The organism is Streptomyces sp. NPDC055025, assembly GCF_053608565.1.
On the sequence record NZ_JBSGVS010000006.1, the window covers coordinates 42,921 to 68,945 of the forward strand.

Consider the following 26,025-nt stretch of genomic DNA (forward strand, 5'->3'; position numbering starts at 1 on the left):
GGGACTGTTCGTCGGTGGTCTGTTCGTCGGTGGTCTGTTCGCCGGGAGACTGTTCGCCGGGGGCCTGGCCCTCAGGGGCCTGTTCGCCGGCCGGGCGTGCTTCGGTCGGCTCCTCGGCGACGGGACCTTCCGGGGGCCCTTCGGCGGCGGGCTCGTCGTCCACCACCTCGGCCTGGAGTCCCTGCTCCCGCAGAAAGCCGATCGGCACGACGTTCTCCTCGTAACCGCCGGGCAGTTCGATCCGCATCCGGCCGATCTGCCGGCCCGCGACGGTGTCCATCGCGGCGCCCAGGATCGAGATGTCGATGTTGTACATACGGGAGAGCCGCGAGATCACCGGCCGGGCGGCGGCCTCGCCCTGGAAGGTGACGTCGATGACCGTACGGCCGGGGCCCGACGGCGCTCCGCCCACCGGGAACAGCTCCCGCGCGAGCTGCGAGCCGGGGGTGGCCAGCAGCTCGCCGACCGTGCCCGACTCGACGATCCTCCCCCTCTGCATCAGCGCGGCCGAGTCGCAGATCGTCTTGACGACCTCCATCTCGTGCGTGATGAGCAGCACGGTCAGTCCGAGCTGCTGATTGAGATCGCGCAGCAACTGGAGGATCGAGCGGGTGGTCTCGGGGTCGAGGGCGCTGGTCGCCTCGTCGGAGAGCAGCACCTTGGGGTCGCCGGCCAGGGCGCGGGCGATACCGACGCGCTGCTTCTGGCCGCCGGAGAGCTGGGCGGGGTACGAGGCGGCCTTGTCGCCCAGTCCCACCAGGTCCAGCAGTTCCAGGGCGCGGCGGGCGCGCTCCTGGCGGGTGACGCCGAGGATCTCCAGCGGCAGTTCGACATTGTCCTTGACCGTGCGCGAGGACAGCAGATTGAAGTGCTGGAACACCATGCCGATCGAACTGCGGGCCCGCCGCAGCTCCTTGCCCGCCCGCCGGCCGCGGCCCGCGAGCGCGGTGAGGTCCTGGCCGTTGACGATCACCCGGCCCGCGGTGGGGCGTTCGAGGAGATTGACACAGCGGATGAGCGAGGACTTGCCGGCGCCGCTCTGTCCGACGACGCCGAAGACCTCGCCCTCGCGGACATGGAGGTCCACTTGGTCGAGAGCGGTGACTTCGCGGCCTCGTGACGTGGCGGACCGGTAGATCTTCGTCAGGCCCGTAGTAGTGATCACAGGGGTATCCATCACTGTCGAGTGCGCGGCGAGGTGGCCGCCGGCACGGGGCATTCGTCATTCGGACGCTTCACGCCGAGACGGTGGGTGAACCGGGGGGAGGCGCGTGCGGAACAGACCTACCCGCTCACCGGCGGTCCGGACCCTGGCGCATGTGGCGGCGCATGGCGTACGGAACCGGCGTGGCGGCGCGGCCGTCCGGTCTCGCTTCGGGGCGCGAGACTCAGGCAGGGGCCCTCAGTTGGCGCACATTCGACACAGACAACGAGCACCGGGCGTCGTGATCGCCTCGGTCGCGGGGGCGCGGTAGCTCATCGTGGTCATGCGGTAAGTAAAGCAGACATCAAGACAGCTCCGGGGGGCTCGTCCGTATATCGGACGTCTCCGTCTCACCGTTCACACGAGGCAACAATCACCCCGCTCGCCGCCCCGACCTGCCCGGATATCGGTGAGCGCCCCAGGGCGGGCGCGTCCCCGGCCGGCCGGAACGGGTCAGGCGCTGTGGCCAAGGCCACGGTCTCCCCCGCTCCTCGCGGGCACGGCGCCGCCACGGGGGTGCGGGGGCGCTCGCGGGATGCCTTTTGGGCCGTAATACGCTCGGTCCATGCTCGTCGCCCTGACGGTCGCGCTCTCCGTGGCCGCGCTCGCTCTCGCCGCCTGGTGCGGTTTCGCCGCCTTTCGCGACCAGCCCACCAAGGACTGGCACTTCATCGGCATGGGCGTGGTGGCCGCGCTGGCGCTCGTCCAGCTCGTGATCGGGATCACGCAGCTCGCCCGCGGGGAGAAGGCCGACCAGGGCTCGGTGATCTTCGTCTCGTATCTGATCGGCGCGCTGCTGGCGGTGCCGGCGGCCGGCTTCCTGTCGCTGGCCGAGCGGACACGATGGGGTTCGACGACGGTGGCCGCGGGAGCGGTCGTCCTGGCCGTACTGGAAGTGCGGCTCCATGACATCTGGGGAGGCTGACGATGGGCGAGCCCACCACCGGCGCGAAGACGGGACGGAAGACGACGGGCCGGAGCACGGCCGGCGAGCAGGGCGAGCAAGCCGGGCAGCGGACCGGGGAGAACACAGGGGAGAGCGCGGACCGGACGGGCGGGCCGGAGCCGGTGGGCGGGGAGTCCGCGACCCAGCTGGTGCGCGGGCCCGGCCTGCTGCTGGTCTGGCTGTACGGAGTGATGTCCGTCGGTGCCGTCTCCCGGTCCGTCTACCAGATCGCGACCGAGTTCGAGCACGCGCCGCTCGCCTACACGCTCTCCGCCGTGGCCGCCGTGGTCTACGCGTTCATCACCTACACGCTCGTACGCGGCGGGGAGACGGCGCGGAAGGCGGCGCTGGTGTGCTGCGCCGCCGAGCTCGCGGGGGTACTGACCGTCGGGACCTGGACGCTGGCCGACCCCTCGGCCTTCCCGGACGCCACGGTCTGGTCGGACTACGGCATGGGCTATCTCTTCATTCCGGTACTGCTGCCGGTCACCGGCATCCTGTGGCTGCGGAAGGCCCGCCGCTGATCGCGGCGGACGGGCTCCGCGTCAGGCACTGGCCGCGTAGGCGGCGGCGCCGGCCGGCTTCTCCAGCGTGACGAGCGTCAGACGGGGGCCTATCTGTTCCGTCGACACGGGCGCGTAGCCCCGGCTGCGGTAGAGCCGCAGATTGCCCTCGCTGCGGTGGCCGGTGAAGAGCTGGAAGCGCTTGGCCGCCGGCTCCGCCGTGAAGTGGTTCTCTATGGCGTCGAGCAGCCGTCCACCGAGGCCGTGGTGGCGCAGCCGGGGGTGGACGATGAGCTTGGCGATCCGGGCGGTGCCCGTCTCCTCGACACTTCCTCTTACGGACGCGACCACTTCGTCACCGAGACGCGCTACCAGGCAGTGTCCGCGGTCGAGTTCCGCCCTGAGATCGTCGAGCGTCTGGGTCAGCGGCTCGATGGTGTAGTCGCCGTACAGCTCGGCCTCGTTCTGGTAACACAAGTACTGCAGCTTCAGAATGTGCTCCGCGTCCTGCGCGCTCGCCGCTGAGATGGTCACGCTCATGCCCATGTGTGCATGCCTCCCGCTCACCTGATCCGCCGGTTGTTTACCGCTCCCTTCCCCGCGGTTCAGGAGCGGCAACCTCCGTAACGAGCATTCTGCGCAGGCATCCCAGACATCTCGACCGCAAGGGGCCCAAACTTCCCTGTGACATACCCAACTCGCCCGCGATTTCGCGATAGGTGGGGTCCTTCGGCGACAGCATCGCGGTCAGCAGCCGGGGACAGTGCCCCGGGGTACGGCCGACGGCCGCGCGGAGCGTGCGCCTCCGGTCGGTGCGCAGCGCGGCACGCTCGGGATCGGATTCGGGACCGGTGGGCGGTTCGTCCCGGGACGGGTAGGCGGCGACGGCGGTACGGCGGGCGCGGTGCGCTTCCTCCCGTACGGCGTCCCGTACCCAGTACGCGAGGTCCGCGGGCGGGCCTTCGCCGTCGAGCCGCTCCAACAGCCGTACCCAGATGCTCTGTTCGAGGTCGCCCGCGTCGAGACCGGTCCCCGGTGCCTCGGCGGCGGCCTCCGCGCTCACCAGCGGGAGCAGCGCGCGGACGAGATCCGGCGCGGGAGGCGGGGACGGGCGGCGGGGGGTGACGGCGGGACGGAGTGAGGTGCCGGGGCCGGGTGCGCCGGCTCGCGGGGGCGTCATGCCCGGCATGACGCCCGCGTGGTGACGGACGGTTGCTCCCCGGCCGGGCGGTCACCCGACCGGGGAACGCGCGGTCAGCGGCTGACGAAGTCCGCCCGCGCCAGCAGGCCGGTGTCGGGGTTGTCGGTGAAGATCCCGTCGATCCCGGTCGCGAAGTAGGCCCGGAAGGCGCCGAAGGCGTCGCCGTACGCGTTGGGGTCCGTGCCGCGGCGGAAATCGGCGGGCAGGAAGGAGTTCTCGTTGCGCATCGTGTACGGGTGGAGGACGAGCCCCTTGGCGTGCGCGTCCCGTACCAGCGTGGTGGGCTTGGTGAGCCTGCCCGCGGAGTCCTTCGGGATGATCAGGTCGAGCGTCGGGCCGAGGCCCTGCGCGAAGGACGCGATCCACTTCAGGCCCTCGGGCTTGACCAGGTCGTCGACCTTGCGCGGGTCGCCCGTCACCTCGAAGTCCCACGGGCGGGTGCCGGCGCCGGAGAGCAGGACCACACGCGGCGAGTCGACCAGCTTGGCCAGCCGCTGCATGCTGGTGGGCTCGAAGGACTGGAGGAAGATCGCGGAGTCCTTGCGGTCACGCCCGTAGCGGCGGAGCAGCTTCGCGAGGCGCTCCTCCAGGCCGAGGCCGATGCCGCGGAAGTAGGTGGGGTGCTTGGTCTCGGTGTAGAGCCAGATCCGGCGGCCGAGCTTGCGGCCCTGCTCGTCCGCCCAGCGGAGCACCTCTTCGAAGGTGGGGATCTCCCAGCGGCCGTCGTAGACGGTGTTGTGCTGGCGGGTGCCCGGGATGCGCTCCTTGGCACGCAGGGTCTTCAGCTCGGCGAGCGTGAAGTCCTCGGTGAACCAGCCCGTGAGGCTGACGCCGTCGACCGACTTGGTGGTCTTGCGGCTCGCGAACTCCGGGTGGTCCGCGACATCCGTGGTGCCGGTGATGTCGTTCTCGTGACGGCACACGAGATGTCCGTCCTTGGTGGGCACCAGGTCCTGCTCGATCACATGGGCGCCGAGGTCCAGCGCGTGCTGGTAGGAACCGAGGGTGTGCTCGGGGCGGTAGCCGCTGGCCCCGCGGTGACCGACGATCGTGGGCACGGGCAGCTCGGGGCGGGACGGGTGGTGGCCGCCGCCCCGTCCGCGCTCGGTGGCCTGCGCCGCGGCGGGCAGTGCCACGGCGGCGGCCGAGCCGAGCACCGCCGCTCCCAGTACGGTCCGCCGGCCTGGCGTGTTGCGCGCACCCTGTGTCATGAACGCTCCTTGATGTGGTGTTCTGTGCCTGTCAAGCGAGGCTGAGCGTAGGCGGCGCCGTCTTCCCCGTGGGGGACCTTGGACGAACGTGACGGAAACACACGTCAACACTGGGTATCCAGCCCGTGAACCCGATGTGCGAACCCCGTGAGCCGCGAGTAACGTGCTCACCTGCGGAGATGTTCGCCTCCGTCCACCACCGTCCCTCGCCACCGGAGGAACCGTTGTCCCGCTTCGCGCTCATCAAGGCAGCGCTCGGACCGATCATGCGCCTGATGTTCCGCATCCGTGTGGAGGGCGCCGAGAACATTCCGGGGAGCGGGCCGGTGATCCTCGCCGGCAACCATCTGACCTTCATCGACTCAATGATCCTGCCGCTGGTCTGCGACCGCCAGGTCTTCTTCATCGGCAAGGACGAGTACGTCACGGGCAAGGGGCTCAAGGGCCGGATGATGGCCTGGTTCTTCACCGGCGTGGGCATGATCCCGGTGGACCGCGACGGTGGCCGCGGCGGTGTGGCGGCGCTGATGACGGGCCGTCGGGTGCTGGAGGAGGGCAATGTCTTCGGTATCTACCCGGAGGGCACCCGCTCCCCCGACGGCAGGCTCTACCGGGGCCGTACGGGCATCGCGCGGCTCACGCTGATGACGGGCGCGCCGGTGGTGCCCTTCGCGATGATCGGTACGGACAAGCTCCAGCCGAACGGTACGGGCATGCCGCGCACGGGCAAGGTGACGGTGCGCTTCGGCAAGCCGATGGAGTTCTCGCGGTACGAGGGCATGGACCGCGACCGCTATGTGCTCCGGGCGGTGACGGACTCGGTGATGACCGAGGTCATGGAGCTGTCGGGGCAGGAGTACGTGGACATCTACGCCACCAAGGCGAAGGCGGCCTAGCGACCGCGACGCGGTGCCGGAAAATCACTGGGCGAACCGGGTGTCCACGCCGCAGGATGACTCCATGAACAACCGGCACGACGACGTCCCCGGCGCCCCTGCGGCGGACCGGGCGACGGACTGGATCAGCATTCCCCTCACCGCGGACCTCCTGCGCGGCGCGCTCGATCTGGAGCGCACCGAGCACGGGATACTGCCGCACCGGCTGCCCGCTCGGGCCCGTGCGCAGTGTGCCGACGGACAGCTCGCGATGGCGGAGGCCCAGCCGTCGGGCGTACGGCTCGCCTTCCGCACGCGGGCCACCGCCGTAGAACTGGACACGCTCCCGACCAAGATGGTCTATCAGGGCGCACCGCCGCGCCCCGACGGCGTGTACGACCTGCTCGTCGACGGCCGGGCGGCCGGGCAGGCCACGGTGACCGGCGGTGAAGTCCTGACCGTGGACATGACCACCGGCTCGACCGAGACCCGGCCGGGACCGGTTGGCACCGCCCGGTTCACGAGCCTCCCGGACCGCGTCAAGGACATCGAGATCTGGCTGCCGCACAACGAGATCACCCAGCTGGTCGCCCTGCGTACCGACGCCCCCGTCGAGCCCGTACCGGCCGGCGGCCGCAAGGTGTGGCTGCACCACGGCAGTTCGATCAGCCAGGGCTCCAATGCCGCGAGCCCCAGCACGACCTGGCCCGCGCTGGCCGCCTCCCTCGGCGGTGTGGAACTGATCAACCTGGGTCTGGGCGGCAGCGCCCTGCTCGATCCGTTCACGGCCCGCGCTCTGCGCGACACCCCCGCCGATATGATCAGCGTCAAGATCGGTATCAATCTGGTCAACACCGATCTGATGCGCCTGCGTGCCTTCGGCCCCGCCGTGCACGGCTTCCTCGACACCATCCGCGAGGGCCACCCCACCGCTCCGCTGCTTGTCGTTTCCCCCGTCCTCTGCCCCATCCACGAGGACACCCCGGGCCCCAGCGCCCCGGACTTCAGCGACCTCAGCGCGGGACAGCTCCGGTTCCGGGCCGCGGGCGACCCCGCGGAACGGGCCGCCGGGAAGCTGACGCTCAATGTCATCCGGGACGAGCTGGCCCGCCTCGTGAGCCGGCGGGCGGCCGACGACCCGAACCTGCACTACCTCGACGGCCGCGAGCTCTACGGTGAGGCGGACTCCGCCGAGCTGCCGCTGCCCGACCGGCTCCACCCGGACGCCGCCACTCACCGCCGCATCGGAGAACGCTTCGCCGCCCTGGCCTTCGCCGCCGACGGACCGTTCACCGCCGAGCGCGCCTGAGGCGCCCGCTCCCCGGCGGCGGGTCCGGTCAGTCCCCGGCGGCGGGTCCTCGCCCGGGACGCCCCGCTCCCGGCCGCGGGTCCGGTCAGTGTCCGGCGGACTCCTCCAGCTTCTGGCCGCGCAGCAGGAACCAGGCCGCCACCGCGGTCGCCAGCAGGACCGCCGCGCCCACGCCCGTCGCGAGGCGGAAGCCGTCGACGAACGCGTCCTGCGCCACGGTGACCAGGGCCTGACCCGGGCGCCCCGGCAGACCCGCCGCCGCCTCCACCGCGCCGCCCAGTGACTCATGGGCGGCCGAGACCGCGTCCGCGGGAACCCCGGCGGGAGCGGGGAAGCCGCGGTACACACCGGTGACGACGGACCCCAGCAGCGCGATACCGAGCGCCGCGCCCAGCTCGTACGCCGTCTCCGAGACCGCGGAGGCGGAACCGGCCTGCTCCTTCGGGACACTGGAGAGGATCACATCGGCCGTGACGGTGAACGAGAACCCCGCGCCGATCCCGACGATCAGCAGGACCGCGCCCAGCAGCGGATAGCCGGTCGACCGGCTGAGGACGGTGAGCACCGCCAGCGCCAGCCCGATGGCGCCCAGACCGCCCGCCACCACCGCCCGTACGGAGTACCGGCGCGCGACCGTCCCCGCGATCAGCCCCGCCGTCACCGCGCCGACCGCCGCGGGCAGTTCCGCGAGACCCGCCTCCAGGGGTCCGCGCCCCTGGACCAGTTGGAGGAACTGCGACAGGAAGAAGACCAGTCCCGACAGACCGAGGATGGTCAGCAGATCGGCCAGTACCGCGCCGGAGAAGCCGCGGTGGTGGAAGAGCCGCATGTCCAGCAGCGGCGCGGGCAGGGTGAGCTGACGCCGTACGAACCGGTGGAGGGCCACCGCGCCGGCCGCTCCCGCCGCCAGGACGTCCCAGCCGGGCCCGTGCGCCGCCGCCTCCTTCACGGCGTACACGACGCCGACGACACCGACGAGGGACAGCAGCACGCTGGTCATGTCCCACGGCCCCGGCGCCGGGTTCCTCGACTCGGGCAGCGTCTTCACGCCGACGAGCACCAGCACCGCCATCACGGGCAGATTGATCAGGAAGACCGAGCCCCACCAGAAGTGCTCCAGCAGGAAGCCGCCGACGACAGGGCCGACCGCCGCGCCCGCCGAGGCCATCGCTCCCCAGATACCGATGGCGAGGCTGCGCTCCTTGGGGTCGTGGAAGATATTGCGGATCAGGGCGAGCGTGGCGGGCATCAGGGTGGCGCCCGCGACCCCGAGCAGCGCCCTGGCCAGGATCATCATCCCGGGGCTGGACGCGTAGGCGTTCAGTACGGAGACCGCGCCGAACGCGACCGCGCCCCACAGCAGCAGCCTCTTGCGCCCGATACGGTCACCGAGGCTGCCCATGGAGACCAGCAGCCCGGCGATGACGAAGGAGTAGATGTCGCCGATCCAGAGGAGCTGGGTACCGGTCGGCCTGAGATCCTCGCTGAGGAACGGGGTGGCCAGTCCGAGCACGGTCGCGTCGACGGCCACCAGCAGTACGGCCAGGACGAGCACGGCGAGCGCCAGCCACCGCCCCGGACGGGGTACGGGCCTCGTCTCCGTCGCCGTCCCGTGGATGGTGGTCATGTCCTCACGCTCCGTTGTGCGCCGCCGAGCAGCAACTCGGCGATCATGTACTGGAAGTCCTTGGTGGCGACCCGGCCGTCCTGGGTGACCCAGGCGCCGGCGCTGAGCAGTCCGTAGAGCGCCTCGGTCAGCCAGACATGGCTGAGGTCGATCCGGAACTCGCCCTGCTCCTGGCCGCGCCGGAAGAGCGCCGAGCAGCGGGCGTCGATCCGTGCCCAGCCGTCGGAGACCTCGCCCTCGAAGAGCTGGTTCTCGGTGAGCAGGAAGGCGAGGAGCCCGGCCGAGGGTTCGATACGGGCGACAAGCCTGCGCAGCGCGTCGGCCGCCGTGCCCTCGTCCAGCCGGGCGGCGTCGAGCGCCGTCTCCATCTCCTGGATACCGAGCTGCTCCAGCGCCTTGACCAGCGCGTCACGCCCGGCGAAGTGCCGGTGAAGGGTCGCCCGCCCGATCCCCGAGGCCCTGGCGACCTCGTCCATGGTGGCGGTCGCCTTACGGGTGAGAAGGGCGGCGGCGGTGCGCAGCACCTGGTCACGATCGACTGTCATGAGCCAAAGATAACCCACATGAGACACGAAGGTCTCATTCAATACATGACCGCATCGAATCACGCCCACCCAGGGCGGGAAGGAACACCTGTATGAATCCCTCGCGGAAGCCGCTCCTGCTGATCGACGTCGACGGTCCGCTCAATCCGTATGGCGCCCTTGCGGCGCCCGGGGCTCCGGACGGATACGAGAAACACCTGATGCGGCCCTCGCTCTGGGCACGGACGCAGCCGGGCCCGCTTCCCGTGCTGCTCAACCCCGGACACGGCGCGGAACTGCTGGCGCTCACCGGGCTCTACGAGCTGGTCTGGGCCACCACCTGGGAGGACGACGCCAACGAGTGGATAGGGCCGCTGCTCGGGCTGCCGGAGCTGCCGTACATCGCATGGCCCGAGACACACGGATGGGCCCCTCGCGGGACCCTGTGGAAGACGCGGTACGTGCTGGAGTACGCGGCCGGGCGGCCGTTCGCCTGGGTCGACGACGAGATCACGTCGTACGACCGCGAGTGGGTGGACCGGGAGCACCTCGCCGCCGCCCTGCTGCTGTACGTCGATCCCGGGACCGGACTGACCCGGCCGGACTTCGACGCGCTCGCGGAGTGGGCGGCGGCGCTGTGACGACGGCGGTGTGACGACGGCGGTGTGACGACGGCGGTGTGACGACGGCCGCCCGCTGTGAGGACGACCGTTCCCGCCGCTTCTTCTACTTCTTCGCGTCGGCCCAGGCGTGCTGTATCACCAGATCGGCCTTGACCTCGGAGAGCTGGACCGCCACGGCGGACGGCGCCGTACCGCCCCTGCCGTTACGGGACGCCAGCGCGCCCGGCACATTGAGCACCGAGCGCACCTCGGGGGTGAGATGCGGGGAGATCTTCGCGAACTGCTCGTCCGTCAGCCCGTCCAGCTCGATGCCCAGCGCCTCGCACTCCTTGACGCACTCCCCCGCGACCTCGTGCGCCACCCGGAACGGCACCCCCTGCCGGACCAGCCACTCGGCGATGTCCGTGGCGAGCGAGAAACCGGCCGGGGCCAGTTCCTCCATCCGCGCGCGGTTGACGGTCAGCGTCGCCATCATCCCGGTGAAGGCCGGCAGCAGGACCTCCAACTGGTCGCAGGAGTCGAAGACGGGCTCCTTGTCCTCCTGGAGATCGCGGTTGTACGCGAGCGGCAGGCCCTTCAGCGTGGCGAGCAGACCGGTGAGATTGCCGATGAGCCGGCCCGACTTCCCGCGCGCCAGCTCCGCGATGTCCGGGTTCTTCTTCTGCGGCATGATCGACGAACCGGTAGAGAAGGCGTCGTGGAGGGTGACGAAGGAGAACTCCTTCGTGTTCCAGAGGATGACCTCCTCGGCGATCCGCGACAGATTGACACCGGTCATCGCGGTGATGAAGGCGAACTCGGCGACGAAGTCGCGCGAGGCCGTGCCGTCGATGGAGTTGCCGACGGAGCCGCGCTCGAAGCCGAGGTCCGCGGCGACCGCCTCGGGGTCGAGCCCGAGCGAGGATCCGGCCAGAGCGCCCGAGCCGTACGGTGAGACGGCCGTGCGCTTGTCCCACTGCCGCAGCCGCTCCGCGTCCCGGGACAGCGACTGCACATGGGCCAGCACATGATGGGCGAAGAGCACGGGCTGGGCGTGCTGGAGGTGCGTACGGCCCGGCATCGCGACGGCGGGGTGCGCCTCGGCGAGTCCGACCAGCGCGTCCTGGAGATCGGCGATCAGCCCGCCGATGATCCGGGCGTGGTCGCGGAGGTACATCCGGAAGAGCGTGGCGACCTGGTCGTTGCGGGACCGTCCGGCGCGCAGCTTGCCGCCGAGGTCGGGGCCGAGGCGCTCCAGCAGCCCGCGCTCCAGGGCGGTGTGGACGTCCTCGTCTGCGATGGTGCCGGTGAACGAGCCGTCGGCGACATCGGCTTCGAGCCGGTCGAGTCCGTCGAGCATCCGGGTCAGTTCGTCAGCGGTGAGCAGCCCGGCCTGGTGGAGGACACGGGCATGGGCACGGGAGCCGGCGATGTCGTAGGGCGCGAGCCGCCAGTCGAAGTGGACCGACGCGGAGAGCTTGGCCAGGGCCTCGGCGGGTCCGTCGGCGAAACGGCCGCCCCAGAGCCGGACATCACCGTTGTTGCTGCTCACTGCTGCTCCTTGGAGGGATCGGGAAGTACGACCGCCTCCCCGCCGCGGAGGAACGGGGAGGCGGATGGTCGGGCGGGAGGACGCCCCGGGAGGCGCCGGCGCCCAGGAAGCGACACCGCTCGGCGGGTGACGTCGCTCGGCGGGCGACGCCGCCCGGGGCCGCCCGGGACGAGCGGGTTACGCCTGGAGGTCGCGCCGCGCGGCGATCTTCGACGAGAGGCCGAAGATCTCGATGAAGCCCTGCGCCTTGGACTGGTCGAAGGTGTCGCCCGAGTCGTAGGTGGCGAGGTTGAAGTCGTAGAGCGACTCCTCCGACCTGCGCCCGGTCACCACGGCCCGGCCGCCGTGCAGGGTCATCCGGACATCGCCGGTGACATGCTGGTTCGCCTCGTTGATGAAACCGTCCAGGGCGCGCTTGAGCGGGGAGAACCACAGGCCGTCGTAGACCAGCTCGCCCCAGCGCTGCTCGACCTGCCGCTTGTAGCGGGCCAGCTCACGCTCGACGGTGACACTCTCCAGCTCCTGGTGCGCGGTGATCAGCGCGATCGCGCCGGGGGCCTCGTACACCTCACGGGACTTGATGCCCACGAGCCGGTCCTCGACCATGTCGATCCGGCCGATGCCCTGGGCGCCGGCCCGCTCGTTGAGCTGCTGGATCGCCTGGAGGACGGTGACGGGCCTGCCGTCGACGGCGACCGGCACACCCTCCTTGAAGGAGATGGTGACCTCGTCGGCCTCGCGGGCGACGGCGGGGTTCTGGGTGTACTCGTAGATGTCCTCGATCGGCGCGTTCCAGATGTCCTCCAGGAAGCCCGTCTCGACGGCCCGTCCGAAGACGTTCTGGTCGATGGAGTACGGCGACTTCTTGGTGGTCGCGATCGGGAGGTCCTTCTCCTCGCAGAAGGCGATCGCCTTGTCCCGGGTCATGGCGTAGTCGCGGACCGGCGCGATGCACTTCAGATCGGGGCCGAGAGCGGTGATGCCCGCCTCGAAACGCACCTGGTCGTTGCCCTTGCCGGTGCAGCCGTGGGCGACCGTACCGGCGCCGTGCTTCTGCGCGGCGGCGACGAGGTGCTTGACGATCGTCGGCCGGGAGAGGGCGGAGACGAGGGGGTAGCGGTCCATGTAGAGGGCGTTGGCCTTGATCGCCGGGAGGCAGTACTCCTCGGCGAACTCGTCCTTGGCGTCCGCGACCTCGGCCTCGACGGCACCGCAGGCGAGCGCGCGCTTGCGGATGACATCCATGTCCTCGCCGCCCTGGCCGACATCCACGGCGACGGCGATGACCTCGGCGCCCGTCTCCTCGGCGATCCATCCGATGGCGACGGAGGTGTCCAGGCCGCCCGAGTAGGCGAGTACGACGCGCTCGGTCACGGGTATCTCCTTACGGTGCATTCACTGATGGGTATAACTATGCGCTGCACCGTATTGTTTTGTCAACGCGCTCCCCGGCCGCCTCAGCGGTGTCCTCCTCGTTCCCGGGGTGTCGGGTGTCCGTTCCCGGGGTGGCTCCTTCAGTGGCCCTCGGCGGTGGGCTCCTCCCGGCGTACCTCCGCCGCCAGCAGCGGCGCGTGGCTGTACCGCAGGTCCTTGGTGGCGGTGAGCAGGGTGAGGGTGTCCTCGGCGGCCAGCTCGCGGAGCCGGTCGAGCGCCTCCGCGTGGTCCGGTGCGGCCAGCTCCGCGCCGTACCGCCCGGCGAACTCCTCGAACCGCCCGGGATCGTGCCCGTACCAGGTGCGCAGTTCCGCCGAGGGCGCGGCGGCCTTCAGCCACTCGTCCAGCGCGGCGGCCTCCTTCGCCAGGCCGCGCGGCCAGAGCCGGTCGACCAGGACGCGGGTCCCGTCCGCCGGTTCCGGTGCCTCGTAGACCCTGCGCACCCGGACCTCGTGGTCCCGCCTCACGTCGTGTTCCCGCTTCTTCGTCATCGCTCCATGGTCGGTCCGGCGCGGCCGTCCCACGAGCCGAAACCCCCTCCCCGTCCGAGCGCGGAGGCGGATAATCGACGGCATGGGAAAGCGCTACGAACGGATCGACGGCCGGATACGCACTTTCATCGAGGAACAGCCAGTCTTCTTCACCGCCACCGCGCCCCTGGCGGACGACGGCCATATCAATCTCTCGCCCAAGGGGCGGGCCGGCACCCTCGTCGTGATCGACGAGCTGACGCTGGCGTATCTCGACTTCGGCGGCAGCGGCGCCGAGACCATCGCGCATCTCCGGGAGAACGGGCGTATCACGCTGATGTGGTGCGCGTTCACCGGACCGCCCAAGGTGCTGCGGGTGCACGGCCGGGGCGAGCCGGTCTTCCGTGACGACCCGCGCTGGGCCGAGTACATCACGTACTTCAAGGAAGCCGACGGGCCCGCCGCCCGCGCGATCATCGTGATCCACGCCGTACGCATCGGTGACGCGTGCGGTTTCGCGGTGCCTTTCATGGACTACCGGGAGGAGCGGACGCAGCACGCCGAGCACTTCGGCCGGAAGTCCGACGAGGAGTTCGCCGCGTACTGCGCCAAGAAGGACCATGTCGCGGTGAGCCTGGACGGACTGCCCGCGCTGCCGCTGCCCCTGCCCGCGCGGACGGACTGAGACCGCGTCGCGGCACCGCCGTACGGAGTGACACCGCCGTACGGGGGACACGGCCGTACGGAGTAACACGGCGGCGGCCCGGGAGGCCGCGCCACGACGGGCGGCATACGGTCCGAACCATGCGTACCGCTCTTGTGCCCGCCGCCGCACTGCTCGCCGCCGTCGTCTCCGCCCCCGCCGCCGCTCCGGCCTCCGCGTCCGTCCCGGGCTCCGTCCCGGCCTCGTACGCCTCCGCCGGGCTGACGCTCCCCGAACGGATGACGGACACCGGCGGCGGCAGCCAGCTCATCACCGCGCAGGCTCCCCGTACCGGAGCGACCGAGGGCCGGGTGACCTGGTGGGACCGGCGTCATGGGCGCTGGGTGAAGGCCGGGTCCGCCGCCGCGCGCTTCGGGGCCGGCGGTCTGGTGGACGGCGGCAAGCGGAAACAGGGCACGTCGACCACCCCGACCGGGCTCTACGACCTGCCGTACGCGTTCGGGACCTCCCCGGCGCCCAGGGGGACGAGGACGGGGTACCGCCGGGTGACCAGCGCCTCCTGGTGGTGCCAGGACAATGACTCGCGTGCCTACAACCGCTGGGTGGAGGGGCTGCCCTCGGACTGCCGGGCGGACGAGTCCGAGCGGATGGCCTCCTATCGGAAGCAGTACGGCCACGGCCTGGTGATCGGTTACAACTACGACCGGCCGGTGCGCGGCCGGGGCGCCGGGATCTTCCTCCACGTCAACGGCAAGGGCCCGACGGCGGGCTGTGTGTCCGTACCGTCCGGGGCGATGAGGCGCATCCTGGTCTGGGCGGATCCGCGCCGCGCGCCGCATATCGCGATCGGCACCCGGTCCGGCCCGACCGCCATCACCGCCGTGACCCCGTAGCCGGTAGCCGGTAGGCCCTTGTAGCCCGGAGTCCGGAGCCCGTGGGGCCTCGTAACCCGTAGGTTCTCCGTACGTCCGTGGGCCTTTTGGGCCCTTGGGTCCGGTCCGGCCGAAGGCCCACGACCGAACTCGCCACCGTCTCACGCCACTTCGTTGAACCCTCCGTCGCTCAAATCCGTATCGGCGGGCACAACGGTAGGTGAGGAGCAGTCCCGTGGCGATGATGCACAACGGCCGGGCCGCCAGACGGCAGACCATGCGGGCGATCCGCCCGCGGCGGTCGGGCGCGCTGCCGCTGCTCGTGCTGTGCTGGGCGGGCGCGGCGGCGGTCATGGCGCTGTGGTGGCAGAACACCCCGGTCGTCCATGTGGACCTGGCCGAGTGGCTGCTCGGGGCGGGCCGGCTGACCGGGCTGCTCGGCGGTTACGCGATCGCGCTCGTGGTGGTGCTGATGGCGCGGGTTCCCGCGCTGGAGCGGCGGGTGGGATCCGACCGGGTGACACGCTGGCACTCGATGGGCGGACGGTACGCGGTCGGTCTGGTGATCGCCCATGTCCCGCTGACCGTCGGGGGCTACGCGGTCCAGGCGGACTCCGGAGCGGTGGCCCAGGCGGTCACGATCGTCACCGAGTTCCCCCGGATGATCGAGGCGGCGGCGGGCACCGTGCTCCTGCTGGTGATCGGCTTCGTCTCGGCCGGGGCGGTGCGGCGCAGAACGCGCTACGAGACCTGGTACTACCTGCATCTGCTCACCTACCTCGCGGTCTATCTCTCCTTCTGGCATCAACTCGCCACCGGCGCCGAGTTCGTCGGCGACCCGGCGGCCCGCACCGCCTGGTACACGCTGTACGGCGCGGCCGGCGCCCTGCTCGTCCGGTACCGCGTACTGGATCCGATCCTGCTCAACAGGCGCCATCGGATGCGGGTCGAGAGGACCGTGTACGAGGCGCCCGGTGTCGTCTCCGTACTGATCACCGGGCGGCGGCTGCACCGGCTGGGCGCCCAGCCCGGCCAGTTCTTCCGCTGGCGGTTCCTCACCGACGGGCTGCGCTGGAGCTCCAATCCGTACTCGCTGTCCGCCCCGCCGCGACCGGATCTGCTGCGGATCACCGTGAAGGCGAACGGCGAGCACAGCGAGGCCCTCGCCCGGCTGGAACCGGGCACCCGGGTCTGGGCGGAGGGTCCGTACGGCGCGCTGACGGCGGCCCGGCGCAGCCAGGAGAAGGTGCTGATGATCGCCGGTGGCGCCGGGATCACACCGATGCGGGCCCTGTTCGAGACGCTGCCCGGCGGGCCGGGCGATCTGACCCTGCTCTACCGGGCGAGCAAGACCGAGGATCTGGCGCTCTGGGCGGAGTTGCGGGCGATCGCGTCCGCGCGCGGCGCCCGCCTGCTGTACGCGGTCAACGGGCCGGACGGCGTCCGGCCCGAGATCACCCCGCGGCGGCTGCGGGAGCTGCTTCCCGACATCGACGACCACGATGTCTTTGTCTGCGGACCGGCCGGACTGGCCCGTCAGTCGTACGAGGCACTGCGCGAGGCGGGCGTCCCCACCCGTCGTATCCATCACGAGTCCTTCGAAATGTGAGGCGAGGCAGCCGGTGAAGAGGAAACATCCGCTCCGGCGGATCATGATCGGTGTCGCGGCGACCGCGTCGGGTGTTGTTCTGCTGCTCGCGCTGAAGCAGCCGGGCGGCTCGTCGGTGGCGGGTACGACGGCCCCGGTCAGGGCCGGGGGTGGCGTGTCCGCCTCGGCGGGCGCGACCGGGACGCCGGGCGCGGACGCGGCGCCGGGAGCGGACGCGGATGCGCAGGCGCCAGCGGGGACGGGGACGGGCGCGGATTCCGGTACGGGCGCCGGTACGGGAGGTGCCGGCTCGGGATCGGGCGCGGGCGCGGCGGCGCGGACCGTGCTCGGGGACGCTGTGGACACCCAGTACGGCCCGGTCCAGGTACAGATCACCCTCAGCGGCGACAGGATCACCAAGGCCGAGGCGGTCCAGAGCCCCGGCGGATCCATTTCCGCGAACGCCGTGCCCCGCCTCAACGAAGCCGCCGTCGCCGCGCGCGACGGACGGATCGACGCCGTGTCCGGGGCCAGTTACACCAGCCAGGGGTACCAGGACTCGCTTCAGAGCGCCCTCGACAAGGCGGGTGTCTGATGCGGTCGGAGGGCGGACGGCTGCGCCATGTCGAGGAGTCGATGGGCACGGTCTTCTCGTTCGACATCCGCGGGGTGCGGGACGGGGACGAGGAAGCCGTCCAGGCCGGGCTGCGGGCGGCCGTGGCCTCGCTCCACCGCGTCGACGAGATCTTCTCGACATTCCGCGCGGACAGTCAGATCAGCCGGCTGGGCCGTGGGGAGCTGGCGCTGTCCGAGTGCGCGGGCGAGGTCCGCGAGGTGCTGGAGCTGTGCGCGCAGGCGGAGCGGGAGAGCGGGGGGTGGTTCACGGCGCGGTACGCCGGCGGTCTCGATCCCACGGGGCTGGTGAAGGGCTGGGCGGTGGAGCGGGCGGCCCGGATGCTCGTCTCGGCCGGCGCCTCCGCCGTATGCCTCAACGGCGGCGGCGACATCCAGCTGGTCGGCGGCCCCTGGCGGCTGGGGATCACCGACCCGCTGCGGCCCGGCGGACTGGCCACGGTGATCGAGTGCCGGGGCACCCTGGGTGTGGCCACCTCGGGACCGGCGGAGCGCGGCTGCCATGTGCTCGATCCCCGTACGGGCCGGCCGCCGGTGCACGGACCCGCCTCGGTCACCGTGGTCTGCCCCGGAGGACTGACCGTGGCCGACAGCCGGGCGACGGCCGCGTACGCCATGGGCAGACGGGCGCGGGACTGGCTGGAGGAACTGGCGAACACCGAGGGCTTTGGTGTCACGGCCGACGGTGGCCGGTGGATGACCAGCGGCTTCCACCGTTACATCGACTCGGCCGCCGAGGTGAATGCCTGACCCGGCGCGGGCCGGGGCCGAGGCCGGGGCCCCGCTTCCCGGCGCCGAACCGCCCCGCCCTCAGCGGTCGTTCTGGGCCAGCTTCAGCAGATGGTCCGCCAGTGCCTGGCCCCCCGCCGGATCGCGGCTGATCAGCATCAGGGTGTCGTCGCCCGCGATGGTGCCGAGGATGTCGCTCAACTCGGCCTGGTCGATGGCCGAGGCCAGGAACTGGGCCGCGCCCGGAGGTGTGCGCAGGACGACGAGATTGGCCGAGGCCTCGGCGGAGATGAGGAGTTCACCGGCGAGCCGGCGCATCCGTTCCTCCTTCGCCGACTCGCCGAGCGGGGCGTGCGGGGTGCGGAAGCCGCCCTCGCTGGGGACCGCGTAGATCAGTTCGCCACCGGTGTTGCGGATCTTCACGGCGCCCAGTTCGTCCAGGTCGCGGGAGAGCGTCGCCTGTGTGACGCTCAGCCCGTCGTCCCCGAGCAGTTTCGCCAACTGGCTCTGGGAGCGCACCGGCTGCCGGTTCAGGATGTCAATGATCCGGCGGTGGCGGGCGGTTCTGGTCTGCGGCACGGACTGCCCGCCGTGCTCGGTCCCCTGGGCCTCGGTCATCGTCGTCTCATTCTCCGGATCGTCCGTCCCCGTAAGCGCTGTCGAGGATGCCGGGCAGCGCCCGCAGGAACATGTCCACCTCGGCGTCGCCGATGATCAGCGGGGGCATCAGCCGTACGACATCGGGGGCGGGCACGTTCACCAGGAATCCGGCATCCTGAGCCGCCTGCCGCGCCCGGGGCGCGTGCGGCTCGGTGAGCACGATACCCAGGAGCAGTCCGGAGCCACGGACGTGGGAGACCAGCGGATGGCCGAGCGACTCGATTCCGTTGCGCAGCTTCTCGCCCAGCCGCTTCACCTCGTCGAGGAGACCGTCGGCCGCGAGTGTGTCCAGCACGGCGAGTCCGGCGGCGCAGGCGACCGGATTGCCACCGAACGTCGTGCCGTGGTGGCCCGGCTTGAGCAGGTCGGCCGCGGCGCCGAAGGCGATCGTCGCGCCGAGCGGCAGACCTCCGCCGAGTCCCTTGGCGAGGGTGACGACATCGGGTTCGACGCCCTGGTGGGCCTGGTACTCGAACCAGTGGCCCGTCCGGCCCACACCCGTCTGCACCTCGTCCAGGACGAGCAGTGTGCCGGTGGCGCGGGTGATCTCGCGGGCCGCCTCCAGATAGCCCTTCGGCGGGACGACCACACCGTTCTCGCCCTGGATCGGCTCGATGATCACGAACGCCGTCTCCTCGGTGACCGCGGCGCGGAGCGCGTCGACGTCTCCGTAGGGAACGTGTGTCACCTCACCGGGCAGCGGCAGGAAGGGCCGCTGCTTGGGGGGCTGACCGGTGAGGGCCAGCGCACCCATGGTGCGGCCGTGGAAGCCGCCGTCGGTGGCGACCATGTGCTGACGGCCCGTCAGCCGACCGATCTTGAAGGCCGCTTCGTTCGCCTCGGCGCCGGAGTTGCAGAAGAACACCCGGCCGGGGCGGCCGAAGAGCTGGACCAGCCGCTCGGCGAGGGCCACGGGCTGCTCGGCGACGAAGAGGTTGGAGACATGGCCGAGGGAGGCGATCTGACGGGAGACGGCCTCGACGACGGCGGGATGCGCGTGGCCCAGCGCGTTGACGGCGATACCGCCGACGAAGTCGGTGTACCCGGTGCCGTCGGCGTCCCAGACGCGGGCCCCCTCACCTCGTACGAGAGACAGCTTCGGCGTGCCGTAGTTGTCCGTCATGACGCTCTGCCAGCGCTGTGAAAGCTCCTGGTTGCCGGTCACTTCGCTCCCTCTTCCCTTCCGTTGACTGCGCTTTCGCCGACCGCGCTTCCGTCGACCGCGCTCGCGTTGCCCGCGCTTCCGTCGGGTGCGTCGGGTGCGTCGGGCACGACCATCGTGCCGATGCCCGAGTCGGTGAAGATCTCCAGCAGGATCGAGTGCGGGACCCGGCCGTCGAGCACCCGCGCGGTCCTGACACCGTTGCGTACGGCGTACAGACAGCCCTCCATCTTCGGCACCATGCCGCTGGACAGCTCGGGCAGCAGCTTCTCCAGCTCGGTGGCGGTGAGCCGGCTGATCACGTCGTCGCTGTTGGGCCAGTCCTCGTACAGTCCCTCGACATCGGTGAGGACCATCAGCGTCTCGGCGCCCAGCGCGGCCGCGAGCGCGGCGGCGGCGGTGTCGGCGTTGACGTTGTAGACATGTCCGTCGTCGACGCTGCGCGCGATGGAGGAGATGACCGGGATCCGGCCGTCGCCGAGCAGAGCCTCGATGGCTCCGGTGTCGATCGCGGTGATCTCGCCGACGCGGCCGATGTCGACCAGTTCGCCGTCGATCCGCGGCCGGTGGCGGGTCGCGGAGATGGTGTGCGCGTCCTCGCCGGTCATACCGACGGCGAGCGGGCCGTGCTGGTTGAGCAGTCCGACCAGTTCGCGCTGGACCTGTCCGGCCAGCACCATCCGTACGACGTCCATCGCCTCCGGTGTGGTGACCCGCAGACCCGCCTTGAACTCGCTGACCAGGCCGTGCCGGTCGAGCTGGGCGCTGATCTGGGGGCCGCCGCCGTGCACGACGACGGGCTTGAGGCCCGCCTGCCGCAGGAAGACGACGTCCTGGGCGAAGGCGGCCTTGAGATCCTCGTCGACCATGGCGTTGCCGCCGAACTTGATGACGACGGTCCTGCCGTTGTGGCGGGTGAGCCAGGGCAGCGCCTCGATCAGGATCTGCGCCTTGGGCAGCACGGTGTGCTTACGGGCGGTCACGAGCTGTACGCGCTGTTCTCGTGGACGTACTCGGCGGTGAGGTCGTTGGCCCAGATGACCGCGGAGTCCGCGCCGGCGGCGAGATCGGCGGTGATCCGTACCTCGCGGTAGCGCATGTCGACCAGATCGCGGTCCTGGCCGACGGCGCCGTTGCGGCAGACCCACACACCGTTGATGGCGACATTGAGCTCGTCGGGCTCGAAGGCGGCGCCGGTGGTGCCGATGGCGGAGAGGACCCGGCCCCAGTTGGGGTCCTCGCCGTGGATGGCGCACTTGAGGAGGTTGTTACGGGCGATGGAGCGGCCCACCTCGACGGCGTCGTCCTCGGTCGCGGCGTTGATGACCTCGATCCGGATGTCCTTGGAGGCGCCCTCGGCATCCCCGATGAGCTGGCGGGCCAGATCGGCGCAGACCGTACGGACGGCCTCGGCGAACTCCTCGTACGCGGGGGCCACGGCGGACGCGCCCGACGCGAGCAGCAGCACGGTGTCGTTGGTGGACATGCAGCCGTCGGAGTCGACGCGGTCGAAGGTGGTGCGGGTGGCCGCGCGCAGGGCGGTGTCCAGGGCGGGTGCCTCGACATCGGCGTCGGTGGTGAGGACGACGAGCATGGTGGCGAGACCGGGTGCGAGCATGCCCGCGCCCTTGGCCATGCCGCCCACGGTCCAGCCGTCGCCGCCCACGACGGCGGTCTTGTGGATGGTGTCGGTGGTCTTGATGGCGATGGCGGCCTTCTCGCCGCCGTGCTCGGACAGCTCGGCGGCGGCCTTCTCGATCCCGGGCAGCAGCTTGTCCATGGGGAGCGGCAGACCGATGAGACCGGTGGAGGCGACGGCGATCTCTCCGGCGCTGTGGTCGCTGTGGTCCCCGTGGCCGTCGCGGTCCCCGTGGTCGGTACGGTCGCTTCCGCCGGGCGTGCCGGGCGTGCCGGGCGCCCCGATCCGGCTCAGCCCGTTGAGGACCTCGGCGGCCTTCTCCGCGGTGGCGTGGGTGTCCTGGAACCCCTTCGGTCCCGTACAGGCGTTGGCGCCGCCGGAGTTGAGGACGACGGCGCCGACCTCGCCGCCCTTGAGGACCTGCTCCGACCAGAGGACGGGGGCGGCCTTGACGCGGTTGGAGGTGAAGACACCCGCGGCGGCGCGGCGCGGACCGTTGTTGACCACGAGGGCCAGGTCCGGATTGCCGTTCTCCTTGATCCCGGCGGCGATGCCCGCCGCCGTGAATCCCTTCGCTGCGGTGACGCTCAAGGTGCCACTCCGATCGTGGAAAGTCCGGTGTCCTCGGGGAGTCCGAGGGCGATGTTCATGCTCTGCACCGCGCCACCGGCGGTGCCCTTGGTGAGGTTGTCGATGGCGCTGATCGCGATGATGCGGCCCGCGGATTCGTCGTGGGCGACCTGGATCTGTACGGCGTTGGAACCGTAGACGGACGCCGTGGCCGGCCACTGCCCCTCGGGGAGCAGATGGACGAAGGGCTCGTCGGCGAAGGCCTTCTCGTAGGCGTCCCGTACGTCCTGGGGCGTCGTGCCCGGCTTCGCCTTGACGGAGCAGGTGGCGAGGATGCCGCGGGGCATCGGGGCGAGGGTGGGGGTGAAGGAGACGGTGACCCGCTCCCCTGCGGCCTCGCTGAGGTTCTGGATCATCTCGGGGGTGTGCCGGTGCCCGCCGCCGACACCGTACGGGCTCATGGAGCCCATCACCTCGGAGCCGATCAGATGGGGCTTGGCCGTACGGCCGGCGCCGGAGGTGCCGGAGGCGGCGGTGATCACGGCCTCGGGCTCGGCCAGACCCGCCGTATACGCGGGGAAGAGCGCGAGCGAGACGGCGGTGGGATAGCAGCCGGGCACCGCGACACGCCTGGACCCCTCCAGCGCGGCGCGGGCGCCCGGCAGTTCGGGAAGCCCGTAGGGCCAGGTCCCGGCGTGGGCGGAACCGTAGAACCGCTCCCAGTCGGCGGCGTCCTTCAACCGGAAGTCGGCGCCCATGTCGATGACGAGGACCTCGTCACCGAGCTGCTCGGCGACAGCGGCCGACTGCCCGTGCGGCAGCGCGAGAAACACGACGTCGTGCCCGGCGAGCACCTCGGCGGAGGTCGCCTCCAGCACCCGGTCCCCGAGCGGCACCAGATGCGGCTGAAGCCCCCCGAGCCGCTGTCCCGCATTGGAGTTCCCGGTGAGGGCCCCGATCTCCACCCCGGGGTGACCGAGCAGCAGCCGCAGCAGTTCCCCGCCCGCGTATCCACTCGCTCCCGCCACTGCCGCGCGTACAGCCATCGAAAATCCTCCTCAGCGATGGCATGACTATACGTTCCTCCGCAGCCTTATGCAATGACGTGTACTCCGCGACCGCTCAGTCGGTATGACTGAGCGCTTCAGGTGGCGGGTGAGCGCTTGAGTTGGCGGGGTTGTGCATCGGAGCTGGCGGACAGGATAGCGATGGTCGCCCCGAGCTGGGCCTTTCGCCTGTCCGAGGCTCTCGGTACAGATGTCGCCGATTACCTCGGTTACGGTGTCCGGCCATGACCATCACGCAGCCCGACCCCGCGCCGTACGGGATCGAGTCCATACGGATCGTCGCCGCGCACGAGGGTGGCTTCGCACAGGTCGCCCACCTCTCCTGGGCGCAACCACCGAAGAGTCGTGAGGACGACGCCAGCCTCTACATCCGGCCCTTCGTCGGCGACGGCTGGACCGCGTACGGATCAGTCGACTACGGCGTGGCCCCAAACAGCACCACAGAGGTGCAGGCCGACCGGCACCGGAACGCGAAGTTCGACGAGTTGAAGATGTCCCTGCACGGCAGCGGGCAGACCCACGTTTACGTCGGCCCACACCACCGCAAGTACCGGCTGCCTCCCGTGACGGGCCGTGAACTCCATGACCCGGCGGGCGGGCACATTGCCACGATCACCTCCTTTGACCTGACCGGACTGCCGCTTCTCGCTCGCCCGCTGAGCGCGACCCCGCCGGACATCGATTTTGTCGTCCCTGGCCCGGGAGAAGGCACTGCCCACCTCAAGGTGGTCTTGTACGTCGGCACTGACGAGAGCGCTATGCGCAAGCGATTCCCGTTCCTGGTAAACGCTCCTCTGATCAGGTTCGATCGGCCCGGCCTGCCCGCCCCTGTGTTTTTCGGTATGCATTGCCCCCACGTTCCTGGGCCGAGAAAGAACACCCCTGGCGTCAACGTTGTGGGCGGCTGGGGCCCAGGCGCCGAGCAGGATCAGCCGATCTCTGTCGTTTCGATCTGGACGACCCCCGATGAGGGCACAACCTGACTGATCCCTGGTGGGTGCTCTACAGCCCTCTGGCCGGGATCTGTTCCCCGTCGACGACCGATGGCTTCGGATTCCGCCACAGAGATCACAGGTCGCGCGGATGGGCGATGAAACTGAGCGCTTCAGGGGGCGGGTGAGCGGGTAAGCGGCCGAGTTGGCGGGGCCGAGTGTGCCAATTGGCGGGAAGCGCGTCGGCGTCGATTTTCTCTGCCAGGCTGTCGGCGTACTCGCCGAGGAGTCGCCGGAGGGTCGCGTAGTGCGGGCCGGGGTCTGATCGGCCGGCGAGCTGGTGCCAGGTGGTGGGGCGGCGTGCGGCCCAGGCCCGCCGGATGTGCTGAGGCTGGTCATGTTCGAGGGGGCGGGGAGCAAAGAGGTGTTCGCCGCCGGTGACACGGGTCCAGATGAAGATGGATGCGACCTGGCGCTTACGGTCGTCGAGGACGGGCTGTTTGCCGATGGTCCGGGGGAGCTGGGCGGTCACTTCCCGCCAGTCATTTTGAGGAAGGACCCAGTTGCGCAGGGAGTCCCGCCGCCGTTGGTAGTCGGGCAGCCGGTAGCGATGCTCGCCTACGTGCAGGCCGAGTTCGGTCATGGCGATGCGGAAGTCGGTGGGGGCGTCCCTGGCGCCGATCCAGAAGCGCTCGTCGTCGATGCCAGCGGGGATTTTGTCAATGGGGATGCCCAGGAGGAGGGCTGCCTCGTGGGTGTCGCAGTGGGCGGCCCGGCGAACGAGTTGGATGGCCGCGTAACGGCGGACGAGCCGTTGATCAAGGGGGATGCCAGCGGGCCGGATGAAGCGGTCGTGCCAGTCCTGTTCCAGGAACGCCGGAATGTGGTGGGGTGCGAACCCTGGGCCGCGAGGGACGAACCGGTCAACAGTGGCCGGAGTGGCGTTAACCAGCGGCTTCAGGATCTCGCGCAGCTGCTGCGAGCAGGTGCCTTGGTGTCGGGCGAAGAAGCGGAACCAGGACATGCGGCTGTCGTGGGTGTCGAAGGAGACCTCGAACAGACTCATGATCCGCTGCTCGGAGTTCGTGGCGAACAGCAGAGAGTCGGCAACGCCGATCAGTGCCCCGCAGACCGCGGCGTCTGCTGGTGCCGTGTTCATCAGGCTCACCCGGTTGTGCCTGTCGGCGGGAGAGTTCTTGCCCGCCCGGAAGTACGCGTTCACGGAGTCCAGAAGGTCGGACTCCAGCAAGTAGCGGGACCGGGGCCATGAGGCGGCGATGAAGCCCATGACCATCCGCAGGTCGGTCAGGCTCTCGGTGGTGGATGCTCCGGGCAGAGCGGGGTCGAGTGTGCCCAGGAGGTCGCGCTGGAGGGCAAGGAGTTTCCGGCTGGGCCGCATCGGTGCCCCGGTGAGGTCGAGCCGGGTTCCGCAGGCTTTTCCCTGCGGTCCGCGTCCCGAGTCAGGGGCGGGGAAGCGGCATTGGGTGGGGTGCAGACGGCGAGCGCCGGGCCGGATCAGCAGCGGCCCGCCTGCGGGCCGTCTGTCGGGGCGGCGGCAGGTGGGGCACTGGTGTTCCAGGAAGCACTCGTGCTCAAGGCAGGCGAAGACGACCGCGAGGTGCCATTCCTTCTTCCAGGGGCCGCCGTGGGCCTGCTGGATAACCGATCCGTCTCCGGCCAGGCATTGCGGGCAGTAACGGGGAGCGCCGGTGAAGAGCCAGTGGTCGGGGCGCCGGTATCCGGCGCCGCGGGGTGGTCCGAGACTGAGAGCCAGGGGTGGGTAGTGCTCGCGCAGGCCGGAAAGCGTGGGTGCGGCGGCTTCTTCGTGGCTGAGCCGGGTCGCGGCGGCGAATCCGGCGAGGGTGTCCGGGGCTGGGTTGATCAAGAGCCGGTGGCTGAGGCTGACCAGACCCTGGCCGTCCGTCGGCAGCAGGCCGGTGCGCCGGGCCACGTCAGAGGGTGCAAGGTCGAGCCTGTGGGCGAGCCGTAGCACGTAGCCGGGCAGGGACTCCCCCGGCAGCGGGGCAAGGCTCCGGGGCAGGGGACGCATC

The 26,025-nt window shown here is 70.7% G+C and carries 25 protein-coding genes and 1 pseudogene; 11 read left to right on the forward strand and 15 right to left on the reverse strand.

Annotation, left to right across the window (positions count from 1 at the left end; genetic code table 11):
* Positions 1 to 109: 109 nt before the first annotated feature.
* A pseudogene (locus ACWGDX_RS05790) lies at positions 110 to 1,165 on the reverse strand (methionine ABC transporter ATP-binding protein); the annotation flags it as partial.
* Between the two features lie 604 nt (positions 1,166 to 1,769).
* On the opposite strand from ACWGDX_RS05790, the gene ACWGDX_RS05795 reads away from it, so the two are divergent.
* Together ACWGDX_RS05795 and ACWGDX_RS05800 are read left to right on the forward strand one after the other, a co-directional pair.
* Positions 1,770 to 2,129, forward strand: coding sequence for a hypothetical protein (locus ACWGDX_RS05795; protein WP_363085538.1), 360 nt, complete (start codon positions 1,770 to 1,772; stop codon positions 2,127 to 2,129).
* 143 nt (positions 2,130 to 2,272) lie between these two features.
* Positions 2,273 to 2,674, forward strand: a complete 402-nt coding sequence (locus ACWGDX_RS05800) for a hypothetical protein (RefSeq protein WP_453622802.1) — start codon at positions 2,273 to 2,275, stop codon at positions 2,672 to 2,674.
* A gap of 21 nt (positions 2,675 to 2,695) precedes the next feature.
* On the opposite strand, the gene ACWGDX_RS05805 is transcribed toward ACWGDX_RS05800, so the two are convergent.
* The 3 genes from ACWGDX_RS05805 to ACWGDX_RS05815 form a co-directional block, all read right to left on the reverse strand.
* Positions 2,696 to 3,199: a GNAT family N-acetyltransferase gene (locus tag ACWGDX_RS05805; RefSeq protein ID WP_363085539.1), complete on the reverse strand. Its 504-nt coding sequence runs from the start codon at positions 3,197 to 3,199 to the stop codon at positions 2,696 to 2,698.
* Positions 3,200 to 3,236: 37 nt separating this feature from the next.
* A complete protein-coding gene (locus ACWGDX_RS05810) occupies positions 3,237 to 3,833 on the reverse strand; it encodes a sigma-70 family RNA polymerase sigma factor (protein ID WP_453622607.1) in 597 nt (198 codons plus the stop codon).
* A gap of 74 nt (positions 3,834 to 3,907) precedes the next feature.
* A complete protein-coding gene (locus tag ACWGDX_RS05815) occupies positions 3,908 to 5,065 on the reverse strand; it encodes a glycerophosphodiester phosphodiesterase (RefSeq protein ID WP_453622609.1) in 1,158 nt (385 codons plus the stop codon).
* A gap of 179 nt (positions 5,066 to 5,244) precedes the next feature.
* Between ACWGDX_RS05815 and ACWGDX_RS05820 the strand changes: the two genes are divergently transcribed.
* Both ACWGDX_RS05820 and ACWGDX_RS05825 read left to right on the forward strand, forming a co-directional pair.
* Complete coding sequence (locus ACWGDX_RS05820; protein WP_365900526.1) at positions 5,245 to 5,961, forward strand: lysophospholipid acyltransferase family protein; 717 nt, start codon at positions 5,245 to 5,247, stop codon at positions 5,959 to 5,961.
* Positions 5,962 to 6,025: 64 nt separating this feature from the next.
* Positions 6,026 to 7,249, forward strand: coding sequence for a GDSL-type esterase/lipase family protein (locus ACWGDX_RS05825; protein WP_453622611.1), 1,224 nt, complete (start codon positions 6,026 to 6,028; stop codon positions 7,247 to 7,249).
* Positions 7,250 to 7,334: 85 nt separating this feature from the next.
* Here the strand turns inward: ACWGDX_RS05825 and ACWGDX_RS05830 are convergent, their stop codons facing one another.
* Complete coding sequence (locus ACWGDX_RS05830; RefSeq protein ID WP_453622613.1) at positions 7,335 to 8,876, reverse strand: MFS transporter; 1,542 nt, start codon at positions 8,874 to 8,876, stop codon at positions 7,335 to 7,337.
* A complete protein-coding gene (locus tag ACWGDX_RS05835) occupies positions 8,873 to 9,421 on the reverse strand; it encodes a TetR/AcrR family transcriptional regulator (protein ID WP_453622615.1) in 549 nt (182 codons plus the stop codon). Before ACWGDX_RS05835 ends, ACWGDX_RS05830 begins: the two co-directional genes overlap by 4 nt.
* Positions 9,422 to 9,513: 92 nt before the next feature.
* On the opposite strand from ACWGDX_RS05835, the gene ACWGDX_RS05840 reads away from it, so the two are divergent.
* Positions 9,514 to 10,041 (forward strand): hypothetical protein, encoded by a 528-nt coding sequence (locus ACWGDX_RS05840; RefSeq protein WP_453622616.1) that lies wholly within the window; start codon positions 9,514 to 9,516, stop codon positions 10,039 to 10,041.
* Between the two features lie 85 nt (positions 10,042 to 10,126).
* Here ACWGDX_RS05840 and argH read toward each other — a convergent pair whose 3' ends face one another.
* The 3 genes from argH to ACWGDX_RS05855 form a co-directional block, all read right to left on the reverse strand.
* Complete coding sequence (gene argH, locus ACWGDX_RS05845) at positions 10,127 to 11,554, reverse strand: argininosuccinate lyase (RefSeq protein WP_453622618.1); 1,428 nt, start codon at positions 11,552 to 11,554, stop codon at positions 10,127 to 10,129.
* A 177-nt stretch (positions 11,555 to 11,731) separates the two neighbouring features.
* Positions 11,732 to 12,928, reverse strand: coding sequence for an argininosuccinate synthase (locus ACWGDX_RS05850; RefSeq protein WP_363083661.1), 1,197 nt, complete (start codon positions 12,926 to 12,928; stop codon positions 11,732 to 11,734).
* Positions 12,929 to 13,068: 140 nt separating this feature from the next.
* Positions 13,069 to 13,479: a DUF488 domain-containing protein gene (locus ACWGDX_RS05855; protein WP_453622621.1), complete on the reverse strand. Its 411-nt coding sequence runs from the start codon at positions 13,477 to 13,479 to the stop codon at positions 13,069 to 13,071.
* Between the two features lie 82 nt (positions 13,480 to 13,561).
* On the opposite strand from ACWGDX_RS05855, the gene ACWGDX_RS05860 reads away from it, so the two are divergent.
* The 5 genes from ACWGDX_RS05860 to ACWGDX_RS05880 all read left to right on the forward strand — a co-directional run bounded on the left by ACWGDX_RS05860 (position 13,562) and on the right by ACWGDX_RS05880 (position 17,965).
* A complete protein-coding gene (locus ACWGDX_RS05860) occupies positions 13,562 to 14,143 on the forward strand; it encodes a pyridoxamine 5'-phosphate oxidase family protein (protein WP_453622623.1) in 582 nt (193 codons plus the stop codon).
* Between the two features lie 119 nt (positions 14,144 to 14,262).
* Complete coding sequence (locus ACWGDX_RS05865; protein ID WP_453622625.1) at positions 14,263 to 15,015, forward strand: L,D-transpeptidase family protein; 753 nt, start codon at positions 14,263 to 14,265, stop codon at positions 15,013 to 15,015.
* 220 nt (positions 15,016 to 15,235) lie between these two features.
* A complete protein-coding gene (locus tag ACWGDX_RS05870; protein ID WP_453622804.1) occupies positions 15,236 to 16,603 on the forward strand; it encodes a ferredoxin reductase family protein in 1,368 nt (455 codons plus the stop codon).
* Positions 16,604 to 16,616: 13 nt separating this feature from the next.
* Positions 16,617 to 17,177 (forward strand): FMN-binding protein, encoded by a 561-nt coding sequence (locus ACWGDX_RS05875; RefSeq protein WP_453622627.1) that lies wholly within the window; start codon positions 16,617 to 16,619, stop codon positions 17,175 to 17,177.
* Positions 17,177 to 17,965: an FAD:protein FMN transferase gene (locus tag ACWGDX_RS05880; protein WP_453622629.1), complete on the forward strand. Its 789-nt coding sequence runs from the start codon at positions 17,177 to 17,179 to the stop codon at positions 17,963 to 17,965. The genes ACWGDX_RS05875 and ACWGDX_RS05880 overlap by 1 nt, the downstream gene beginning before the upstream one ends.
* 60 nt (positions 17,966 to 18,025) lie before the next feature.
* Here the strand turns inward: ACWGDX_RS05880 and ACWGDX_RS05885 are convergent, their stop codons facing one another.
* Genes ACWGDX_RS05885 through argC form a run of 5 tightly spaced genes read right to left on the reverse strand, consistent with a single transcriptional unit; the run spans position 18,026 to position 23,021 of the window.
* Positions 18,026 to 18,562, reverse strand: coding sequence for an arginine repressor (locus tag ACWGDX_RS05885; protein WP_363085169.1), 537 nt, complete (start codon positions 18,560 to 18,562; stop codon positions 18,026 to 18,028).
* 7 nt (positions 18,563 to 18,569) lie between these two features.
* Positions 18,570 to 19,769: an acetylornithine transaminase gene (locus ACWGDX_RS05890; protein ID WP_453622631.1), complete on the reverse strand. Its 1,200-nt coding sequence runs from the start codon at positions 19,767 to 19,769 to the stop codon at positions 18,570 to 18,572.
* Complete coding sequence (gene argB / locus ACWGDX_RS05895) at positions 19,766 to 20,749, reverse strand: acetylglutamate kinase (protein ID WP_453622633.1); 984 nt, start codon at positions 20,747 to 20,749, stop codon at positions 19,766 to 19,768. The genes ACWGDX_RS05890 and argB overlap by 4 nt, the downstream gene beginning before the upstream one ends.
* A complete protein-coding gene (locus tag ACWGDX_RS05900) occupies positions 20,746 to 21,996 on the reverse strand; it encodes a bifunctional glutamate N-acetyltransferase/amino-acid acetyltransferase (RefSeq protein WP_453622635.1) in 1,251 nt (416 codons plus the stop codon). Before ACWGDX_RS05900 ends, argB begins: the two co-directional genes overlap by 4 nt.
* Positions 21,993 to 23,021: an N-acetyl-gamma-glutamyl-phosphate reductase gene (gene argC, locus ACWGDX_RS05905; protein WP_453622637.1), complete on the reverse strand. Its 1,029-nt coding sequence runs from the start codon at positions 23,019 to 23,021 to the stop codon at positions 21,993 to 21,995. Before argC ends, ACWGDX_RS05900 begins: the two co-directional genes overlap by 4 nt.
* A gap of 245 nt (positions 23,022 to 23,266) precedes the next feature.
* Between argC and ACWGDX_RS05910 the strand changes: the two genes are divergently transcribed.
* Entirely contained in the window at positions 23,267 to 24,025 is a 759-nt protein-coding gene (locus ACWGDX_RS05910; protein WP_453622638.1) for a hypothetical protein, read from the forward strand.
* An 85-nt stretch (positions 24,026 to 24,110) separates the two neighbouring features.
* On the opposite strand, the gene ACWGDX_RS05915 is transcribed toward ACWGDX_RS05910, so the two are convergent.
* Entirely contained in the window at positions 24,111 to 26,024 is a 1,914-nt protein-coding gene (locus ACWGDX_RS05915; protein ID WP_453622640.1) for a TniQ family protein, read from the reverse strand.
* Position 26,025 lies beyond the last annotated feature (1 nt).

Bases quoted from the DNA above. Each gene is read 5' to 3' on its own strand.
- ACWGDX_RS05835 (WP_453622615.1), bottom strand. From the start codon at position 9,421: ATGACAGTCGATCGTGACCAGGTGCTGCGCACCGCCGCCGCCCTTCTC.
- ACWGDX_RS05855 (WP_453622621.1), bottom strand. From the start codon at position 13,479: ATGACGAAGAAGCGGGAACACGACGTGAGGCGGGACCACGAGGTCCGG.
- ACWGDX_RS05870 (WP_453622804.1), top strand. From the start codon at position 15,236: ATGATGCACAACGGCCGGGCCGCCAGACGGCAGACCATGCGGGCGATC.
- ACWGDX_RS05840 (WP_453622616.1), top strand. From the start codon at position 9,514: ATGAATCCCTCGCGGAAGCCGCTCCTGCTGATCGACGTCGACGGTCCG.
- argC (WP_453622637.1), bottom strand. From the start codon at position 23,021: ATGGCTGTACGCGCGGCAGTGGCGGGAGCGAGTGGATACGCGGGCGGG.
- ACWGDX_RS05795 (WP_363085538.1), top strand. From the start codon at position 1,770: ATGCTCGTCGCCCTGACGGTCGCGCTCTCCGTGGCCGCGCTCGCTCTC.
- ACWGDX_RS05860 (WP_453622623.1), top strand. From the start codon at position 13,562: ATGGGAAAGCGCTACGAACGGATCGACGGCCGGATACGCACTTTCATC.
- ACWGDX_RS05915 (WP_453622640.1), bottom strand. From the start codon at position 26,024: ATGCGTCCCCTGCCCCGGAGCCTTGCCCCGCTGCCGGGGGAGTCCCTG.
- ACWGDX_RS05880 (WP_453622629.1), top strand. From the start codon at position 17,177: ATGCGGTCGGAGGGCGGACGGCTGCGCCATGTCGAGGAGTCGATGGGC.
- ACWGDX_RS05820 (WP_365900526.1), top strand. From the start codon at position 5,245: ATGTTCGCCTCCGTCCACCACCGTCCCTCGCCACCGGAGGAACCGTTG.
- ACWGDX_RS05865 (WP_453622625.1), top strand. From the start codon at position 14,263: ATGCGTACCGCTCTTGTGCCCGCCGCCGCACTGCTCGCCGCCGTCGTC.
- ACWGDX_RS05815 (WP_453622609.1), bottom strand. From the start codon at position 5,065: ATGACACAGGGTGCGCGCAACACGCCAGGCCGGCGGACCGTACTGGGA.
- ACWGDX_RS05830 (WP_453622613.1), bottom strand. From the start codon at position 8,876: ATGACCACCATCCACGGGACGGCGACGGAGACGAGGCCCGTACCCCGT.
- ACWGDX_RS05805 (WP_363085539.1), bottom strand. From the start codon at position 3,199: ATGGGCATGAGCGTGACCATCTCAGCGGCGAGCGCGCAGGACGCGGAG.
- ACWGDX_RS05885 (WP_363085169.1), bottom strand. From the start codon at position 18,562: ATGACCGAGGCCCAGGGGACCGAGCACGGCGGGCAGTCCGTGCCGCAG.
- ACWGDX_RS05910 (WP_453622638.1), top strand. From the start codon at position 23,267: ATGACCATCACGCAGCCCGACCCCGCGCCGTACGGGATCGAGTCCATA.
- ACWGDX_RS05810 (WP_453622607.1), bottom strand. From the start codon at position 3,833: ATGACGCCCCCGCGAGCCGGCGCACCCGGCCCCGGCACCTCACTCCGT.
- ACWGDX_RS05825 (WP_453622611.1), top strand. From the start codon at position 6,026: ATGAACAACCGGCACGACGACGTCCCCGGCGCCCCTGCGGCGGACCGG.